18 protein-coding genes are annotated in these 17,941 nt (G+C 59.7%); 9 read left to right on the forward strand and 9 right to left on the reverse strand.

All coding sequences use genetic code 11. The features are described 5' to 3' along the window. Nucleotides 1–33: 33 nt before the first annotated feature. From BLP23_RS22440 to BLP23_RS22465, 6 genes are all read left to right on the forward strand, one after another. Nucleotides 34–1,194 (forward strand): ABC transporter substrate-binding protein, encoded by a 1,161-nt coding sequence (locus BLP23_RS22440; RefSeq protein ID WP_092587067.1) that lies wholly within the window; start codon nucleotides 34–36, stop codon nucleotides 1,192–1,194. Between the two features lie 196 nt (nucleotides 1,195–1,390). After that, complete coding sequence (locus BLP23_RS22445) at nucleotides 1,391–2,377, forward strand: ABC transporter ATP-binding protein (RefSeq protein WP_092586990.1); 987 nt, start codon at nucleotides 1,391–1,393, stop codon at nucleotides 2,375–2,377. Continuing rightward, nucleotides 2,374–3,342: an ABC transporter permease gene (locus tag BLP23_RS22450; RefSeq protein WP_092586991.1), complete on the forward strand. Its 969-nt coding sequence runs from the start codon at nucleotides 2,374–2,376 to the stop codon at nucleotides 3,340–3,342. Before BLP23_RS22445 ends, BLP23_RS22450 begins: the two co-directional genes overlap by 4 nt. Beyond that, nucleotides 3,332–4,147: an ABC transporter permease gene (locus BLP23_RS22455; RefSeq protein WP_092586992.1), complete on the forward strand. Its 816-nt coding sequence runs from the start codon at nucleotides 3,332–3,334 to the stop codon at nucleotides 4,145–4,147. Before BLP23_RS22450 ends, BLP23_RS22455 begins: the two co-directional genes overlap by 11 nt. Nucleotides 4,148–4,160: 13 nt before the next feature. Next, a complete protein-coding gene (locus BLP23_RS22460; protein WP_092586993.1) occupies nucleotides 4,161–5,588 on the forward strand; it encodes a gamma-aminobutyraldehyde dehydrogenase in 1,428 nt (475 codons plus the stop codon). Nucleotides 5,589–5,696: 108 nt separating this feature from the next. Next, a complete protein-coding gene (locus BLP23_RS22465; RefSeq protein ID WP_022715956.1) occupies nucleotides 5,697–5,870 on the forward strand; it encodes a DUF1328 domain-containing protein in 174 nt (57 codons plus the stop codon). Nucleotides 5,871–5,886: 16 nt separating this feature from the next. Here the strand turns inward: BLP23_RS22465 and BLP23_RS22470 are convergent, their stop codons facing one another. After that, entirely contained in the window at nucleotides 5,887–6,555 is a 669-nt protein-coding gene (locus BLP23_RS22470) for a DUF1345 domain-containing protein (protein WP_092586994.1), read from the reverse strand. Between the two features lie 92 nt (nucleotides 6,556–6,647). Further along, nucleotides 6,648–7,613 carry a transaldolase gene (tal, locus tag BLP23_RS22475; protein ID WP_092586995.1) on the reverse strand — a complete coding sequence of 322 codons (966 nt, stop codon included), beginning with the start codon at nucleotides 7,611–7,613 and terminating at the stop codon, nucleotides 6,648–6,650. 329 nt (nucleotides 7,614–7,942) lie between these two features. Between tal and BLP23_RS22480 the strand changes: the two genes are divergently transcribed. Next, complete coding sequence (locus BLP23_RS22480) at nucleotides 7,943–8,929, forward strand: sugar-binding transcriptional regulator (protein WP_092586996.1); 987 nt, start codon at nucleotides 7,943–7,945, stop codon at nucleotides 8,927–8,929. Here the strand turns inward: BLP23_RS22480 and BLP23_RS22485 are convergent. Beyond that, nucleotides 8,920–9,792 carry a methylated-DNA--[protein]-cysteine S-methyltransferase gene (locus tag BLP23_RS22485; protein WP_092586997.1) on the reverse strand — a complete coding sequence of 291 codons (873 nt, stop codon included), beginning with the start codon at nucleotides 9,790–9,792 and terminating at the stop codon, nucleotides 8,920–8,922. The genes BLP23_RS22480 and BLP23_RS22485 overlap by 10 nt on opposite strands. Nucleotides 9,793–9,861: 69 nt before the next feature. Next, nucleotides 9,862–10,359 (reverse strand): DUF2244 domain-containing protein, encoded by a 498-nt coding sequence (locus tag BLP23_RS22490; RefSeq protein WP_074070441.1) that lies wholly within the window; start codon nucleotides 10,357–10,359, stop codon nucleotides 9,862–9,864. Here BLP23_RS22490 and nth point away from each other — a divergent pair. After that, nucleotides 10,358–11,161 carry an endonuclease III gene (nth, locus tag BLP23_RS22495; RefSeq protein WP_208603184.1) on the forward strand — a complete coding sequence of 268 codons (804 nt, stop codon included), beginning with the start codon at nucleotides 10,358–10,360 and terminating at the stop codon, nucleotides 11,159–11,161. The two genes, BLP23_RS22490 and nth, sit on opposite strands and share 2 nt — an antisense overlap. 27 nt (nucleotides 11,162–11,188) lie before the next feature. Here nth and BLP23_RS22500 read toward each other — a convergent pair whose 3' ends face one another. Then, nucleotides 11,189–11,902: a sulfate transporter family protein gene (locus tag BLP23_RS22500; protein WP_092586999.1), complete on the reverse strand. Its 714-nt coding sequence runs from the start codon at nucleotides 11,900–11,902 to the stop codon at nucleotides 11,189–11,191. A 233-nt stretch (nucleotides 11,903–12,135) separates the two neighbouring features. On the opposite strand from BLP23_RS22500, the gene BLP23_RS22505 reads away from it, so the two are divergent. Further along, nucleotides 12,136–12,990: a MurR/RpiR family transcriptional regulator gene (locus BLP23_RS22505; protein WP_022715964.1), complete on the forward strand. Its 855-nt coding sequence runs from the start codon at nucleotides 12,136–12,138 to the stop codon at nucleotides 12,988–12,990. On the opposite strand, the gene BLP23_RS22510 is transcribed toward BLP23_RS22505, so the two are convergent. The 4 genes from BLP23_RS22510 to BLP23_RS22525 all read right to left on the reverse strand — a co-directional run bounded on the left by BLP23_RS22510 (nucleotide 12,987) and on the right by BLP23_RS22525 (nucleotide 17,932). Then, nucleotides 12,987–14,570 carry an FGGY-family carbohydrate kinase gene (locus tag BLP23_RS22510; protein WP_092587000.1) on the reverse strand — a complete coding sequence of 528 codons (1,584 nt, stop codon included), beginning with the start codon at nucleotides 14,568–14,570 and terminating at the stop codon, nucleotides 12,987–12,989. The genes BLP23_RS22505 and BLP23_RS22510 overlap by 4 nt on opposite strands. Further along, a complete protein-coding gene (locus tag BLP23_RS22515; protein WP_092587068.1) occupies nucleotides 14,570–15,259 on the reverse strand; it encodes an HAD family hydrolase in 690 nt (229 codons plus the stop codon). Before BLP23_RS22515 ends, BLP23_RS22510 begins: the two co-directional genes overlap by 1 nt. A 90-nt stretch (nucleotides 15,260–15,349) precedes the next feature. Beyond that, nucleotides 15,350–16,831 (reverse strand): mannitol dehydrogenase family protein, encoded by a 1,482-nt coding sequence (locus BLP23_RS22520; protein WP_092587001.1) that lies wholly within the window; start codon nucleotides 16,829–16,831, stop codon nucleotides 15,350–15,352. Between the two features lie 102 nt (nucleotides 16,832–16,933). Then, nucleotides 16,934–17,932, reverse strand: a complete 999-nt coding sequence (locus tag BLP23_RS22525) for an ABC transporter ATP-binding protein (protein WP_092587002.1) — start codon at nucleotides 17,930–17,932, stop codon at nucleotides 16,934–16,936. Between the last annotated feature and the right edge of the window lie 9 nt (nucleotides 17,933–17,941).

Here is a 17,941-nt window from a genome sequence, read left to right on the forward strand (position 1 = left end):
CCGCAACAAGCGGCGCAAACCGGGAGACAGACGATGAAGTACCTTCTGAAATCGTGCACTGCTGCCCTCGCAAGCTTGAGCTTCGTGACGCAGGTTGCTGCTGCCGAGCCGTTGAAGGCCTTGGACAAGGGTGAGGGTGCGGTCAGCATCGTCGCCTGGGCCGGCTATATCGAGCGCGGCGAAACCGACAAGAATTACGACTGGGTTACCGATTTTGAAAAGAAGACCGGCTGCAAGGTTTCCGTGAAGACCGCGGCGACCTCGGATGAAATGGTAGCGCTGATGAACGAAGGTGGCTTCGATCTCGTCACTGCTTCGGGCGATGCTTCGCTGCGTCTCGTTGCCGGCAAGCGCGTGCAGCCGATCAATACCGATCTCATTCCGAGCTTCAAAAACCTCGATGAACGCTTACAGAACGCTCCGTGGCATACGGTCGGCGGCGTCCACTACGGCGTGCCCTATCTGTGGGGGCCGAACGTTTTGATGTACAACACCGATGTATTCAAGGATAAGGCCCCGACCAGCTGGAAGGTGGTATTTGAAGAAGAAACGCTGCCTGATGGCAAGTCCAACAAGGGCCGCGTCCAAGCCTATGACGGGCCGATCTACGTCGCCGATGCTGCCATGTATCTGATGGCCCACAAGCCCGATCTCGGCATCAAGGATCCCTACGAACTCAATGAAGACCAGTATAAGGCAGCTCTCGATCTGCTGCGCGGCCAGCGCAAGCTCGTCTCCCGCTACTGGCATGACGCGATGATCCAGATCGACGACTTCAAGAACGAAGGGGTCGTCGCATCCGGCTCCTGGCCGTTCCAGGTGAACCTGATGCAGGCCGAGAAGCAGAAGATCGCCTCGACCTTCCCCGAGGAAGGCGTCACCGGCTGGGCCGACACGACAATGCTTCACGCCGACAGCGAGCATCCGAACTGCGCCTATATGTGGATGGAGCATTCCCTGTCCGCCAAGGTCCAGGGTGATGCCGCCGCCTGGTTCGGCGCCGTCCCCTCCGTTCCGGCAGCATGCAAGGGCAACGAACTGTTGACCGATACCGGATGCACCACCAACGGTTTCGACCACTTCGACAAGATCAAATTCTGGAAGACGCCTGTTGCCAAATGTACGACGCAGAGTGAATGCGTGCCGTATCATCGCTGGGTGTCCGACTATATCGGCGTGATCGGCGGGCGGTAGTCAAAACCCAGGCAGAATGATTGCCCCTAACCCTCTCCCACACGCAGGGAGAGGGGACATGCCCCAAGACCTCCCGCCGCTATCCGAAACGCCCCAAAGGGCGAAAGCATCGCCGCGAGTCCCCTTCCCCGCGCTTGCCGGGAGAAGGTGCCCGGCAGGGAGAATGAGGGGCATCATGTATAACTCGGAGACCCCAATGACACCCGCCGTCCGTTTCCAGCAGGTTTCGCGTCATTTCGGCCAGGTTCGCGCCGTCGACGGCGTCGATCTCGAAATCGCACCAGGCGAGTTCTTCGCGATGCTCGGTCCGTCGGGCTCGGGAAAGACGACCTGCCTGCGTCTGATCGCCGGCTTCGAACAGCCAACGGATGGGCATATCGAGATTTTCGGAGAAACGGCAGGCGGTGTCCCGCCCTACCGCCGCAACGTCAACACCGTCTTCCAGGACTACGCGCTCTTCCCGCATCTGAACATCCTCGACAACGTTGCCTACGGGCTGATGGTCAAGGGCATCGGTAAGGCAGAGCGCACGAGGGCGGCCGAGCAGGCGCTGGAACTGGTGAAACTTCCGGGCTACGGCGCCCGCCGCCCCGGCCAGCTCTCCGGCGGCCAGCGGCAGCGCGTGGCACTCGCCCGCGCTCTCGTCAACAAGCCGAAGGTCCTGCTGCTTGACGAGCCGCTTGGCGCGCTTGATCTGAAGCTGCGGGAGCAGATGCAGGAAGAATTGAAGAGCCTTCAGCGCGCACTCGGCATCACCTTCGTCTTTGTCACCCACGACCAGGGCGAGGCGCTCTCCATGGCAGACCGCGTCGCCGTCTTCAACAACGGCGGCATCGTGCAGGAGGGTACGCCGCAGGATATCTACCGCCGTCCGAAGACACGCTTTGTCGCCGATTTCGTTGGTTCCTCGAATATCATCGCGCCAGATGTAATGACGTCGCTCGGCGGCGAAAAGCGCTGGGCAAGCCTGCGCCCCGAAGCGATCCATCTCTCCGGCGATGGCATGGAGGCGGCGGTCGAAAACACCAGTTTCCTTGGCGCCGCGTATCGCCTGACGGTCAGCATGAGGGGCACGCACCTGCATGTCACACTACCCGCAGGCGCCAATGTGCCGGATATCGGCGCCAGCGTGCGCCTCGCGTGGCAGCCGGCCGACGTGCATTACATGGATGATGCAGCATGACAGCGCTCGCCCTGACAAAACCTGGCGTTACGACCTCCATCTTGCCGGGCCGCGGCGGTTTCTTCGGTGGATTGTCGGACGCCTTCTGGCGCCATCCGACGCTACTGCTTTTACTGATGCTGACGCCGCCGCTGCTTTGGCTCGGCATCATCTATATCGGCTCGCTGATCGCACTGCTGCTGCAGAGTTTCTTCTCGATCGACGATTTCTCCGGCTTGATCAATTACGAGTTCACGCTCGCGACCTATGCTGAGCTTCTGAACCCCACCAATTTCGACATCATCGTCCGCACCGTCGTCATGGCAGTCATGGTGACGATCGCATCCGCCGTCATCGCTTTCCCAATTGCCTACTACGCTGCGCGCTATGCGCAGGGAAAGTGGAAGGCGTTTTTCTATCTCGGCGTCATGCTGCCGCTCTGGTCGAGCTATCTCGTCAAGGTTTACGCCTGGAAGCTGATCCTCGCCAAGGAAGGCATCCTCACATGGATTTTCGCCAGGCTGCATCTCTCGTGGCTGCTCGACGGCATTCTCGCGCTACCGGTCGTCGGCGGCAATTCGCTTTCGGTGAGCTATCTCGGCACCTTCGTCGTTTTCGTCTATATCTGGCTTCCCTACATGATCCTGCCGACGCAGGCCGCTCTCGAGCGCGTGCCTGCAAACCTGATCGAGGCTGCCTCGGATCTCGGCGCCACGCCGGGCCAGACCTTCCGCACAGTGCTGTTCCCGCTGGCGCTGCCCGGCATCGTCGCCGGCTCCATCTTCACCTTCTCGCTGACCCTCGGCGATTACATTATCCCGCAGATCATCGGTTCTTCCCGGCTCTTCATCGGCCAGGCGGTCTATGCGCAGCAGGGCACCGCCGGTAACGTGCCGCTCGCCGCCGCCTTCTCCGTCGTGCCGATCGTCATCATGGCCATCTATCTCTGGCTTGCAAAAAAACAGGGGGCTTTCGATGCGCTCTGACCGTGGAAACCGCCCCCCTCTCTCCCTGAAGATCGCAGCCGCGAGCGGCCTGCTTTTCCTGCATCTGCCGATCCTGCTGATCTTCGTCTATGCCTTCACCACCGAGGAGAAGAGCTACCAGTGGCCGCCGCCGGGACTGACGACGCAGTGGTTCAACGTGGCCTGGAACCGGCCTGATGTCTGGGCAGCCCTCGGCCTTTCTGTGCAAGTCGCCTGCATCGCCACCGCTATCGCCCTGGTGCTCGGCACGCTTTGTGCTGCCGCCGTCAGCCAGACGAAGTTCTTCGGCCGCGAGGTCATCTCTTTGCTCGTCATTCTGCCGATCGCCCTTCCCGGTATCATCACCGGCATTGCGCTGCGCTCGGCCTTCAGCCTGTTCGACATCCCGTTCTCGGTCTGGACGATCGTGCTTGGCCACGCCACCTTCTGCGTCGTGGTCGTCTACAACAATGCTGTCGCCCGCTTCCGCCGTACCTCCGGTTCATTGATCGAAGCTTCGATGGACCTCGGCGCCGACGGCTTCCAGACTTTCCGGCACGTCATCCTGCCGAATATCGGCACCGCGCTGCTTGCCGGCGGCATGCTTGCCTTCGCGCTCTCCTTCGACGAAGTCATCGTCACCACCTTCACCGGCGGCCAGCAATCGACGCTGCCGATCTGGATGCTCGAAGAACTCATCCGCCCGCGCCAACGCCCGGTCACCAACGTGGTCGCCATGGCCGTCGTGCTCGTCACCTTCCTGCCGATCCTGGCAGCCTACTACCTCACCCGCGACGGCGACCAAATCGCCGGAGCCGGCAAATAAAAGGGAGAACATCATGGACACCCAGATGCTGATTGGATCCCGCTTCGAAACGGGCACGGAAACGGAAGAGCACATCCTGAACCCGAAGACGGGTGAGACGGTGCTCAATCTGCCGGAAGCCTCGTTCGGCCAGATCGATGCCGCTGTGGAAGCCGCCGGGAGGGCTTTCAAGAGCTGGTCGCAGACGACACCCGCCGAACGCTCCGGCTACCTGCTGAAGATCGCCGATGCCATAGAAAAAGACCGACAGAGCTTTGCCACGCTCGAAGCACTGAACTGCGGCAAGCCGATCAACGCCGTGCTCAACGATGAAATCCCGGCGATCGTCGATTGCTACCGTTTCTTCGCGGGCGCTGTCCGCAACCTGCACGGTCCGGTCTCCGGCGAATACCTGCCTGGTCACACCTCGATGATCCGCCGCGACGCAATCGGTATCGTCGGCTCGATCGCGCCTTGGAATTATCCACTGATGATGATGGCCTGGAAGCTGGCACCCGCGATCGCCGGCGGCAACACCGTGGTCTTCAAGCCTTCCGAACAAACGCCGCTGACGGCTCTGAAGATGGCGAAGCTGCTCGCTGACATCCTGCCCGAGGGCGTCGTCAACGTCATCCTCGGTCGCGGAGAAAGTGTCGGCAATGCGCTGATCAACCACCCGAAGATCGGCATGGTCTCGATCACCGGCGATGTCGCGACCGGCAAGAAGGTGCTGCAGGCGGCCGCCAAGTCCGTCAAGCGCACGCATCTGGAACTTGGCGGCAAGGCCCCCGTCATTGTCTTCGAGGACGCCGATATCGATGCGGTCGTCGCAGGCATCCGCACCTTCGGTTACTACAACGCCGGCCAGGACTGCACCGCCGCCTGCCGTATCTATGCTGACGCCAAGGTCTACGACAGGTTCGTCGCCGATCTCTCCTCGGCGGTTTCCTCGATTAAGTTCAACCAGGCCGAGGACACTGAAAACGAGATCGGCCCGTTGATCTCCAAGCGCCAGCGCGACCGCGTCGAAAGCTTCGTTACCCGCGCTGCCGAGCACAAGCACATGGAAATTACTACAGGCGGCAAGACCTCTGGCGACAAGGGCTTCTTCTTCACTCCAACCGTCATCGCCGGTGCCACGCAGGATGACGAGATCGTCCGCCGCGAAGTCTTCGGCCCGGTCGTCTCCGTGACACGCTTCACCGACGTCGAGGAGGCCGTCGCTTGGGCGAACGACAGCGACTATGGCCTTGCCTCCTCCGTCTGGACCAAGGACATCAGCTGCGGCATGAAGACGGCCGCGCGGCTGCAATATGGCTGCACTTGGATCAACACGCATTTCATGCTGGTCAACGAAATGCCGCATGGCGGTCTCAAGCAGTCCGGCTACGGCAAGGATATGTCGGTCTATGCGCTAGAGGATTACACCGCCGTCCGGCACGTGATGATCAATCATGGTTGAGTCATTCTGACCAGCCTCAGTTGTGATCAAGACCGTCGCAGGCACCTGCGGCGGAACAATTTGGTCTTTCCTGCGTCCTCTTGTGTATCCGACGCAGAGGAAACATCCATGCTCAAATGGGCTCTCATATTTCTCGTCATTTCGCTGGTTGCCGGGTTCTTCGGTTTTTCCGGCATCTCAGCCGCCACCGCAACGATCGCGCGTGTCCTTTTCGGCATCGCCCTCGTCATCTTCCTGATTTTCCTGATCCTGGCGCTGATCGCCGGCCAAGCGGTTCTCTAACAGCAGCGTGGCTTGCCTAAAGCAGGCTCGCTCCGACATTGATCGCGAGTGCCAGGATCGTCGTATTGAAGAGAAACGACAGCACTGCATGAAGCAGGGCGATCTTGCGCATCGTCATGGTGGAGACGGCAACATCAGCGGTCTGCGCCGCGACGCCGATCGTGAATGAGAAGTAGAGGAAGTCCCAATAGACAGGTTCTTCGATCCTGTCCGGAAAAATCAGGCCCTCGCCCTTGTCAGGTCCACGGTAAAATCGATGGGCGTAATGGATGGTGAAGAGCGTGTGGAGGAAAACCCAGGAAACCAGGATCGTGACCACCGCCGCGCAGGCTCTGGCGAAGGCGACATCGGGTGGCGCTTCTTTCACGGAATGCAGCTCGAGCCCAATGCCAGCAATGCTTGCGAGCGCGGCCGCGATCGACAGGAAGAGTACGAACGTGTCGGAAAAATCCAGATCCTCCGCTCGTTTCCTGATATCTGCGACTGTCGCCCGAAGCATCCTTCGCCAACTGACACACGTAAAGACGATGGCCGTCACGTTCCAGCCGACCAGCACATTCTTGGCGTTCACATCCCGGGAGGTGAGAAGCACGAAAACTACCAAGCCCGCGATGAAAGCAATGATGATGCTCAAATGCCGGACGGCATAGGTCATTATCGAACTGCGCTTATCGTCACCCGCCATGTCTTTCCTCAGGCTTTATGCCATTGATACCAGCACGAAAAAGGCGCGGCCGCCATTGGCAACCGCGCCTTTCAACCGTTTCTATGAAGACGTCAGGCAGCAGCGAGCTGCAATTCCTTCTGTACCATCGTGCGAAGCGCCGTCAGGTCCTTGGCGAAGGCGCGAATGCCTTCGGCAAGCTTTTCGGTTGCCATCGCATCTTCGTTCATCATCCAGCGGAAGGTCTTCTCGTCGATTTCGATCTTCGGCTCGGCCTTCTTCGTGTCCGGTGAGAGCTTGCGGACCAGTGTGCCCTGATCGTTGGCGAGTTCGTCGAGCAGCGCCGGGCTGATGGTCAGGCGGTCGCAACCGGCCAGTGCTTCGATTTCACCGGCGTTGCGGAACGAGGCGCCCATGACGATCGTGCTGATGTCATGCGCCTTGTAGTAATTGTAGATGTCACGGACAGACTGAACGCCCGGATCCTCTTCCGCAGTGTAATCCTTGCCGGTGGACTTCTTGTACCAGTCGAGGATGCGGCCGACGAAGGGCGAGATCAGAAAAGCCTTCGCATCGGCGCAGGCAATGGCCTGGGCCTTGGAAAAGAGAAGCGTCAGGTTGCAGTCGATGCCCTCCTTCTGCAGTACTTCCGCGGCGCGGATGCCTTCCCAGGTCGAGGCGAGCTTGATCAGAATGCGATCGCGCTCGATGCCGCGCTCCTTGTAGGAGGCGATGATGCCGCGCGCCTTGGCGATTGATGCTTCAGTGTCGAAAGAAAGGTCAGCATCGACCTCGGTCGATACGCGACCCGGCACGAGTTTCGACAAGGCGGCGCCAACGGAAATCGCAAGACGATCGGCGACGGCTGCTGCAACCGCATCGCTGTTTCCGCCCTGCTTCTTGCCCCAGGAGACGGCTTCCTTGATCGCATCGGCAAACATCGGCGTTCCGAGCGCCTTCAATACGATGGTCGGATTGGTCGTGCAATCCACCGGCTTCAGTCGGGCGACAGCCTCGATATCGCCGGTATCGGCGACGACCGTGGTCATGTCGCGGAGTTGGTCAAGCTTGGTTGTCATGGTCAAAATCCCTTGTGAACTCGAACTGCTAACTTGAGCTGCGGACCGGCGCGAGCTCCGCCCGGCAATGAGGTAGTCTACAGACAGATGAGTTTGCTGCAGGCGAAAACGCGTGCCTTCCCATGTGCCCGCACATTGTCCTCTTCGGACGAACGACTGTGTCGGGAATGACTATCGCCATTCCGAAAAGAGAAAGTCAAGGACATTTGTGCATTTCAATTGACATAAGTGTCACGCCCGTCATTATCGCCAGGACAAGGAAAATTGCCCTGCTTTTTTCGCCTCGGATGCAAGGATGCAAGTAGGGTGAAACTCAATGAGGAGAAGATGTGGTCAAGCTGAAACGCGGCACGCACACGGCTTACTCAGAAGCCTCCTCGCTGAGGCTACGCGCCGCGTGGCTCTACTACAATCAGGGCCTGACGCAGAAGGACGTCGCCGAGCAGCTTGGCATAAGCCGCACGACGGTCATCCGCTTGCTCGACGAGGCCATGAAGCGCAGCGAGGTGCAGATCTGGATCAACGATTCGATCGGCGACTGCGTCGAGCTTTCCGTGAAGCTGGAGCGCGCCTACGGGCTCGACGAGGCAATCGTTGTCCCCGCTCCCGTCAGTTCCGACGTCGATAGTCTCGCAAAGAGCGTCGGGCTCGCGCTCGGCCAGTTCCTGTCCGAGGCGATCCCCGACGACTATACGATCGGTGTCGGCTGGGGACGCACGATGACGGCTTCGCTTTCGAGCTTCCGGCCGCCCCGCCGCACCAATTGTAAGGTCGTCTCGCTGCTCGGCGGCATCGTCGCGGTGCACCAGACAAACCCCATCGACTATACATGGCGGCTGGCAAGCCAACTTGGCGCCGAGTGCTACATGTTCCTCTCGCCGCTGCTCGTGGATTCGGTCGAGACGAAGCGCAATCTGATCGAGAAATGCGGACTGGACACGATCTACCGGCTGGCGGAAGATCTTGATCTTGCGATCGTCAGCTGCGGCGACATCGGCCCGCATTCGACATCTTTGTCGGAAGGCTGGATTTCCAAGGCGGAGTTGCAGCAGCTGATCGAGGCCGGCTGCGTCTGCGACACGATGTTCAATTTTCTGGACAAGGACGGCAACACCGTCGATCACTCGATCAACAGCCGCGTGATGTCGGTCGATCTGGACACCCTGAAGAAGGCACGGCACATCGTGCTCTCTTCAGGGGGCGCACACCGCGCCGTCGCGATCCGTGCCACCATCCGGCGCATCGGCTGCAACACGCTGATCACCGACGAGAGCGCCGCAAAGGCACTGCTCGAACTAGCTGAAACTCATGCCTGACCGGCTTCCCACCCCAGTATCGCCCGTTTGCGTGTGAGTCCCCAATGATAGCCCGTCAAGTCGCCATTTTTCCCGAGCGCACGGTGGCATGGCACAACGAAGGAGATCGGATTGCGTCCAATCGCAGCACCGACTGCACGCGATGCCGTCGGCTGGCCGATATCTTTAGCGATGTCCGAATAAGTCATCGCTTTGCCAAGCGGAATCTTCAAAAGGCTCTCCCAGACGCGGACCTGAAAATCCGTGCCGATGAGCACGACGCGCAACGGCTGGTCTGCAGACCACTTTCCCGGCTCGAAGATGCGCTCTGCATAAGGCGTGGTTGCCTGCCGATCTTCGACATACTGGGCATTCGGCCAGCGGCAGGTCATGTCTTCGAAACAGGCGGCCTCGTCGCCAAGATCGCTGAAGGCAAGGCCTGCAAGGCCGCGATCGGTGGCCATGACCAGAGCGACGCCGAAGGGAGACTGGTGGAAGCCGTAGCGGATCGTCAGGCCGCCGCCCTTTGCCTTCCACTCACCGGGCGACATGGCCTCATGGGTGACGAAGAGATCGTGAAGACGGCTTGGACCGGAAAGACCTACCTCGATCGAAGTTTCAAGCAGCGGCATGTCTTCCTGGCGCAGCAACCGCTTGGCATGATCGAGCGTAACTGCCTGCAGGAAGGCCTTGGGCGAAAGTCCGGCCCAGCGGGTAAACGTCTTCTGAAGCTGCGTCGGCGACTGGTTGAGCCGCGCGGCAATCGCCTCCAGCGACGGCTGGTCGCGATAGTCCTCGGTAATAAGTTCGATGACCTGGCGGACGGTCTCGTAGTCCGGCCCCTCCGGGGTGGTGTCTCTGTTCAGATTGGCGATCATATTCATCGTTCTTCTCCTTGTAACAAGGAGATAGTCAAGGGGAGGACCGCAAGCCACCCGTTTCTTGCGCAACGTTTAGATACGCTGCTTGACTGTCGCAAGCGCTCCTTTGAAGGCCTTGGCAAAGCTTTCGCGATCATCCGGATTGAGGAAGGAGCCGATATCCGTCCGCCGGCCCTCGCCAAAAATATGCATGGAAAGAATGCCGATTTCCTGGTGGCGGCGGACAAGGAAACGCGCCCAGAAGGGATTAAAGTGATGCTCCACCATGCGTCCGGAGGGCGCGAACTTGCGGATCGCGACATCGGTGCGCGAAACGGTCACTTCCTCGCGCGCCCTGCCGGAGCGGTAGTTGAGCCAGAAGGCTCCGTAGAGCAAAGCGAAATCCAGCCCGAAGAAGAAGCCGATCGGCCAAGCGCCGGTAACGACGAAGAATATCCCATAGATGAAACAGACGGCACCGGAAATCAGCAGCAGCACCCTGAAACCCTTGCGGCCGAGCGACCGGTAAGGGAAAAGTTCGGCTGCAAAAACAGGCTGTTCGTTCGCCCGCCCGGCGTTGCTTTCCGTCATGGCTGATGAGTATAGATTGTCGATGCCCGAACCGAAACTCAAATCCGTCCGAAAATCACCGCAAAACTCGAAAGTGATCACCCGCCGCAAGGCCGTCCCGGTGCACACCGCGTATTCGCAAGCCGAGCGCGAAGAGATATTCCGCCGCTTCTCGATCCAGCGGCCGGAACCCAGAGGCGAACTCGCACACACCAATCCATTCACGCTCGTCGTTGCCGTGGCACTCTCCGCCCAGGCGACGGATGCCGGTGTCAACAAGGCGACGCGGGCGCTTTTCAAGGTGGCAGATACGCCGGAGAAGATGTTGGCGCTCGGTGAGGAACGCCTTCGCGACTACATCAGGACAATCGGCCTTTACCGCAACAAGGCGAAGAACGTCATGGCGCTCTCGCAAATGCTGGTCGACGAATTCGGCGGCGAGGTTCCGCAAAAGCGTGAGGAACTCGTGCGCCTGCCGGGCGTCGGCCGCAAGACAGCGAACGTGGTTCTATCGATGGCCTTCGGCCAGGCGACGATGGCGGTGGACACGCACATCTTCCGCATCGCCAATCGCATCAAGCTGGCGCCGGGAAAGACACCGGACGAGGTCGAGGACCGCCTGATGAAGGTGATCCCCAGTCACTACCTTTATCATGCCCACCACTGGCTGATCCTGCACGGCCGCTACACGTGCAAGGCGCGCCGCCCGGAATGCGAGCGCTGCGTGATCGCCGATCTCTGCAAATCGCCCGAAAAGAGCTGCGACATACCGGCGCCGCTGGTCGAACTGCCGCCGCAGGTGATCGGCGAGGCCGTCGAATAGGCGAACCCTCGGCCTCCTCGAACTGATCTACCGGTGAAAACCGAGATCCCGTTGGGAAATCAGTTTATAGAGATGAACCATCATGCCCGCCGCAAAAAGCGGCGTCAGCAGATTGAGGAAGGGGATGGCCAGGAAAGCGGCGATCACCAAACCGCCGACAAAGACGGTAGAAGCATGTTTTGCCCTGAAGAGCCGGGCCTCCTCCGGCGAACGGAAGCGCATGGCGGCGAATTCGAAGAATTCCCGACCGAGCAGATAACCGTTCACCAGGAAGAAGGCGATCAGGTTCACGCCCGGGATGAAGAGCAGGAGGAGGGCAACAATATTGCCGGCGATCACCACGCCCAGGAACTTGAGTGAACTCGCGATTGCCGGGCCGATCGGCATCGCCGTTCCCGGGGTATCCTCGGGATAATCCCGCTTCTCCACCACTTCCGCCACGTCATCAAGAAAAAGGCCGGCAATCAACGCCGTCACGGGCGACAGCATCAGCGCCAGGCCCAAGGCAAGACCGATGCTTGCGAGAATGACAAAGACGAAGCTCAGCCAGCCGGCCCAATCCGGAACTTCCGGAAAGAATCCCGCGATCCACGGAAACAGCAAAGTCATGAACAGGCTTCGCAGCACGAACCAGAGCCCAATGAGAACCAGGATCGTAAGCCCCAGAACTTTCCAGAAAACAGACCGGGTTTCCCGTGCAAACAGGTTGAAAAACGCAAGGCGAGCGGCATCGAGGATCATTCTTCGCATCTCCAGGTTATATCTGCGCATGTAGGAATCTCAACGCCCGACGGCAAGTCGAAATAAAACTACATGCAACGATGGAAAACTTGTCTAAAATAACACAATAATATATAGTCTATAGTATTCGATATAAACTTGAGCCTAGGACGCAGCTTCCGGAAATAGTTGCAACGGCAAGTCTCGCCAATAGCGCATCCGCGAATTGCCTCTGGGAAGTCAGGGAGGCTGATGTGGAAGACTTTGTTCAGAAGCTCAGACACTATGTGAAGTCAGGCACGCCGGCCGAGCGCAGAATTGCGAAGTATTTTACCGAACACCTGAACGACCTTCCCTTCGAGACCGCTGCCTCCGTGGCCGACAGGCTCGATCTAAGCCCGATGACGGTTGGCCGTTTTCTGCGCGCCCTCGGCTATCAGGGTCTCGACAGCGTCAAAGTCCATTTCCGTGAAACCGCAGTCACCTCTCCTGTCCAACTTCAAAATTCGCTCAACGAGTTGCAGACCGATGCCTCGGAAGGAAAATCGCTTGCCTTGCTCGTCACCGAGCAGATCCAGGCGCTGCACCACATCTACCATCTGACAGCACAGACGCACTGGGCCGAAGCGGTCGCGATGATTGGCATGGCACGCGAAGTTTTCATTGCAACGCATGTACGGCTCGCGGGCTTCGCAACGCATTTCGCCCACCGGCTGACACGGTCCCGCGATGGCGTCCACGCACTGGACGGTTCGGCAAACCGCTTCGCCGAACTCTTCGCTCGCCCGAGTGGCGAAGGCGCCCTCCTGATCATCATCGATTGCCGACGCTTCGGCAAAGCGCGTCTGTTGGCGCGAACCGCGCGGCGCTATGGCTACAAGGTCGTGCTGATCACAACGGAAAACAGCGACTGGCTGCCCGACCAATCCAACGTCATGCTGGCCCTTCCGCCTGCCCGCTCGCCCGATGAGGACAACCTTCCTCCGCTGATCGCTCTTCTCGACTGTCTGTCGGAATCCGTCATTGCCGCCGCAGGCGAAGAGGCGCTCGAACGCCGGCGGCGAATGTCGGAATTCGGCACCATTCTCGGAGAAAGCGGCAATCGCTAGCTTATCGCGTCCAGTTCGGCTCGATGGCGATACATCGCGAGAAACCGCCGGTATTCGCGATCATACAGAGCCTGCTTTGTCGCGTCCGGCGCACGCTCTTCACCCCCGGGATACATTGCCACGCCGGCCGTCGTGAGATCCTTATGTAAGCCACAGGCAACGGAAGCCCCGATCGCGGTGCCCAGCAGCACCGCCTCGTTCATCTTCGGAACGACGACCCTGCAGCCTGTCGCATCCGAATAAAGCTCCATCAGCACGGGGTTCTTCACATGCCCGCCCGCAACATGCAGCGTGTCCGGCACATAACCGTATTCCTTCATCTTTTCGAGAATATGCCGGATGCCGAGCGCAATGCCGACGGCGGTGCGCCAGTAGAGCGCACAAAGTCCGTCGAATGACGTATCGAGCGTCAGCCCGCTGATAGTGCCGACGGCGTGCGGATCGGCAAGAGGCGACCGGTTGCCGTGGAAATCCGGCAGCACGAAGATGCGCGAACCGAGCGCGTCGCCTTCTTCGGCACGCAATTGCGCAATGCGGGAGACGATCTTCTGGTGCAATGCGGCGGTGGGCTCGCCCCCGGCAGCATGCATGCGCACGATATGCTCGAGCAGCGCACCCGTCGCCGATTGACCGGCTTCAACAAGCCACGAATCCTGAAAGACGACCTCGTAGTAAGGTCCCCACATGCCATGACTTGGCTTTCGATCGCGGGAGAACGAAATGATGCAGCTCGAGGTTCCCGCAATGAGCGCCAACTGACGCTCCAGCTGCGCGGGGTCGGCCGCGTAGCCTGCAAGCGTGCCAAGCGCGCCCGCATAGGCGTCGATCAGGCCCGCCGAAACGTGGCAATCGGTCGTCAGCCCGAGTGCCGATGCGGCCTCCTGGGTGAGCGTGCCGACGCTAGTGCCGACCGGTGCTGTCTCGTCGGGCAGACGGCCGCGCTCCTGCAGGTCTTCGAGACCGATCTGCGCGAGAAAATCCCTCTGCCAGCCCGTTTCCTTGTGCGCCAGATAATTCCACTTCGCCGTCAGCGTGCTGCGCGAACGGGCAAGCGAGCCCGTCGCTTTCCATGTCATGAAGTCGGCGAGATCGAAGAAATAACCGGCATTCATCCAGGTGCCAGGCAGTTTCTTCTTCAGCCACATCAGTTTTGGCATCTCCATCTCCGGTGACATGAAATGCCCGGAATGATCGAGAACCGCATGGCAGGTTGCCGTGCAGAAATCAGCTTCGTTCAACGCCCTATGGTCGAGCCAGACGATCGTGTCGAAGCGCCTCTCGCCCCCGGTCGAGACGCTGATCTGCCCACCGTCGACATCGCGGACGACGAGCGAGCATGTGCCGTCGAAGCCGATCGCACCGACAGACCCAGGGGCTGCGCCCGATTGTTCCATCGCCTTGCGAACGACGATGCAGACCGCAGACCAGATGTTTTCAGAATCATGTTCGGCATGATTTTCACGCGGCCTATTCATGATGATCGGATGTTCGGCCTTTCCAAGCAGGCGACCGCGGGCATCGAACACACCGGCACGCGCGCTGCCGGTGCCGACATCCACCGCAACCACATGATCATGCATCAAGGGTGAGCCCCATCCAGCTTTTGTTTCTGGATAAGGTGTATCAAATCCGGCATTGCGTCAAACACGCGTTCCGGCGAAAGCCGCTCGAGTTCGGCACGATAACCTGCAAAATTGGCATGCGAGCCGCCGGTAAAGGCAAAGACCGTCATACCTGCGGCTTTGGCTGCCTCAATCCCCGCAGGGCTATCTTCGATTACGACGCAGTTCTTCGGATCGACGTGCATTTCGCGGGCCGCATGCAGGAAGAGATCCGGCGCCGGCTTTCCATTCTTCACCATCGAGGCGCTGAAGATGTTCGGTAGCTTGTCGATAAGGCCGGTGACGGTGAGCGACAGCCTGATGCGCTCGACCTGGCTCGACGAAGCGACGCAGCAAGGGATGTGGAGCGCGTCGATCGTTGCGCCTATGCCTTCGATCGGCCTCAGTTCTTTCCTGAATCGCGCATAGAGATTGGTACGGATGCGCTCGAGAAACTCGTCGCCGGCATGCACCTGATATTCGCTCTTCATCGTTTCGATGACGGTCGCGAGGCTCTTGCCGAGGAAGCGCCCATAGACCTCTTCCTCGGTGATCGGCACTCCAAGGTCGTTCATCGCCTCGACGAGCACGCTGACGGAGATCGGCTCGCTATCGACGAGGACACCGTCACAATCGAAAATGACCAGGCGTGTTTCAGAACTAGCCATGAAGACCAACCAGAGTTCGGTTCGGGGGCGTTATCGGCTCGCGCATGCGCAAGCCGATCAATAGCGGCAGGAATTGCCGCCATTGATTTCCTACACTGCAAGCTTGCCATCGAGATAGAGCTGCAAGGTCGCGCGCGTCCCCTTTTCCCACAGTGTTTTCAGGGCATGCGCAAAACGCTTGCGGAACAACTCGGATTGCGACACCTCGCCAAAAATGTCGTCGAAGACGAGGAACGCCGCCGGATCGTCCTTTGCCTTCAGCGCGGCGGCATGGAGCCGGTCGGCACTCGCATCGTTGAAAACGATCTCCTTGCCGCTATCTGTCGTGCCCCAGAAGTAACGGCACCAGAGAGCCGAAACCAGCGAAAGGCCGACGACGTCCTTGCCCTGACGCAGATTGTCGAGCGTGGATGGCAGGATAAATTTCGGCTGACGGTTCGAACCGTCCTGCGCCAGGCGCGGGATCGTGTCGGCGATCTTCGGGTTCAGAAGACGGCGTTCGATCAGCGCGAAATAATCCTTGAGCGAGGTATTCGGCACCGGCGGCACGATCGGGATGATCTCGTCGTTTTCGAGCTTGGCGAGGAAGGCGCGGATCAGCGGCTCTTCCATCGCGTCATGCACGAAATGGATGTCCATCAACGCCGCCGGATACGCGATCGCCGCATGCCCGCCATTGAGGATGCGTATCTTCATGTGCTCGTAAGGCGTGACATCCGGCACGAAGGTGACGCCGACTTTATCGAGCGCTGGCCGTCCGGCAGTAAACTTGTCTTCCAGCACCCACTGCTTGAATTCTTCACAATAGACCGGCCAGTTGTCTTCAATACCGAAGGTATCCGTCAGCAGATCGATCTCGCGCTGGCTCGTTGCCGGCGTAATGCGATCGACCATGGCATTCGGGAAGGCGACATTCGCCTTGACCCACACGGCAAACGCCGGATCAGAAAGCTCCGCCATACCCAAGACGGCGTTTCTGGTGACGGCACCGTTATGCGGAATGTTGTCGCAGGACATAACGGTGAAGGGCACGATGCCCTTTTCCTTACGTGCCTTGAGACCGGCAACGATAAGGCCGAAAACGGTTTTCGGCTCGGACGGGTTTTTTCCGTCCGCAGCAATCGCCGGATGCGATGGATTGAATTTGCCGGACGCGTCGATGAAGTATCCGCCCTCGGTAATCGTCAACGAGACAATGCGGATTGCAGGATCGGAGAGCTTGGCGATGATGGCTTTGGAATCGCCGACCGGCAGGATGTCGACCATCGGCCCCGTGACACGCGCCGCCGTCTTGTTGTTGTCCTGCTCCACGACCGTTGTCAGGAAGTCTTGCGCGGCAAGCTTCTCGCGCATCGCGGCGTCGGAAGGCAGCATGCCTGCGCCGATGATGGCCCAGTCGTGATCCTTTCCTTGATTGAAAAGATCATCGAGGTAGACAGCCTGGTGGGCGCGGTGGAAATTGCCAACGCCGAAGTGCACGATGCCGGCCGTTAGCGACGCTCGGTCATAAGCCGGGATTTCGGCCGTTTTAGCCGCATCGGTAAGCGTTGCCAGCGATAATTTGCACGTCATGTTTCAGTCCTCTTGAGGTCTTGCGAAGCGGATCGGCCGCTCTGCTCTCAGCAAACCGGACGCCTTGCCCGGCCTGCATTCTCACCCCGCCCGGCATTTGCCTCAGATGGCGAGACCGCCCTCGTTGAATTTATGGATACGCGTCTTGTCCGGCGTCAGGTAGACGGTGTCCCCGGCCTTCGCCGGGAAATCGCCGCCACCGCGTGCAGTAACCGAGCCGATACCATCGACGTCGATATGCAGGAACGTGTCGGAGCCCAGATGCTCGGCGACGATTACCCTGCCCTTCCAGTCGCCGCTTTCGGTCGAAAGCAGCACATGCTCGGGACGCACGCCGATCGTATGCGCATTCAGCGCAGCCGCATTCTGACCGGTGATGAAATTCATCTTCGGCGAGCCGATGAAACCGGCAACGAAGAGATTGCGCGGGCTCTTGTAGAGCTCCAGCGGCGAGCCCACCTGCTCGATGTTGCCGCGGTTCAGCACGACGATCTTGTCGGCCATTGTCATGGCTTCCACCTGGTCGTGGGTGACGTAAACCATCGTCGTCTTCAGTTGCTGGTGCAGTTCGCTGATTTCGATGCGCATGTTGACGCGAAGTGCGGCATCGAGGTTCGATAAAGGCTCGTCGAAGAGGAAGGCCGATGGCTGGCGGACGATGGCGCGACCGATCGCGACACGCTGCCGCTGGCCACCGGAAAGCTGGCGCGGCTTGCGCTCCAGATAATCCGTCAGGTTCAGGACGCGTGCGGCGTCGCTTACCTTCCTGTCGATCTCGGTCTTGTCCATCCCCGCCATCTTCAATGGGAAGGCAATATTGTTGCGCACGCTCATATGCGGATAAAGTGCATAGGATTGGAACACCATCGCAAGCCCGCGCTCGGATGGCGCCTTTTCGGTCGCGTCCTTGCCGTCGATGACGATCTTGCCGCCGGAAACGTCCTCCAGCCCGGCGATCAGCCTGAGCAGCGTGGACTTGCCGCAGCCCGACGGGCCGACGAAGACGACGAATTCGCCGTCCCGGATGTCGAGATTGATCGAAGGGATGACCTTGGCTTCGCCGAAGACCTTCGAAACGCTCTGAAGGGTAATGCTGCCCATGTTTCTCTC

Origin of the sequence: Rhizobium mongolense subsp. loessense, assembly GCF_900099775.1 — a bacterium.
GTDB lineage: Bacteria > Pseudomonadota > Alphaproteobacteria > Rhizobiales > Rhizobiaceae > Rhizobium > Rhizobium loessense.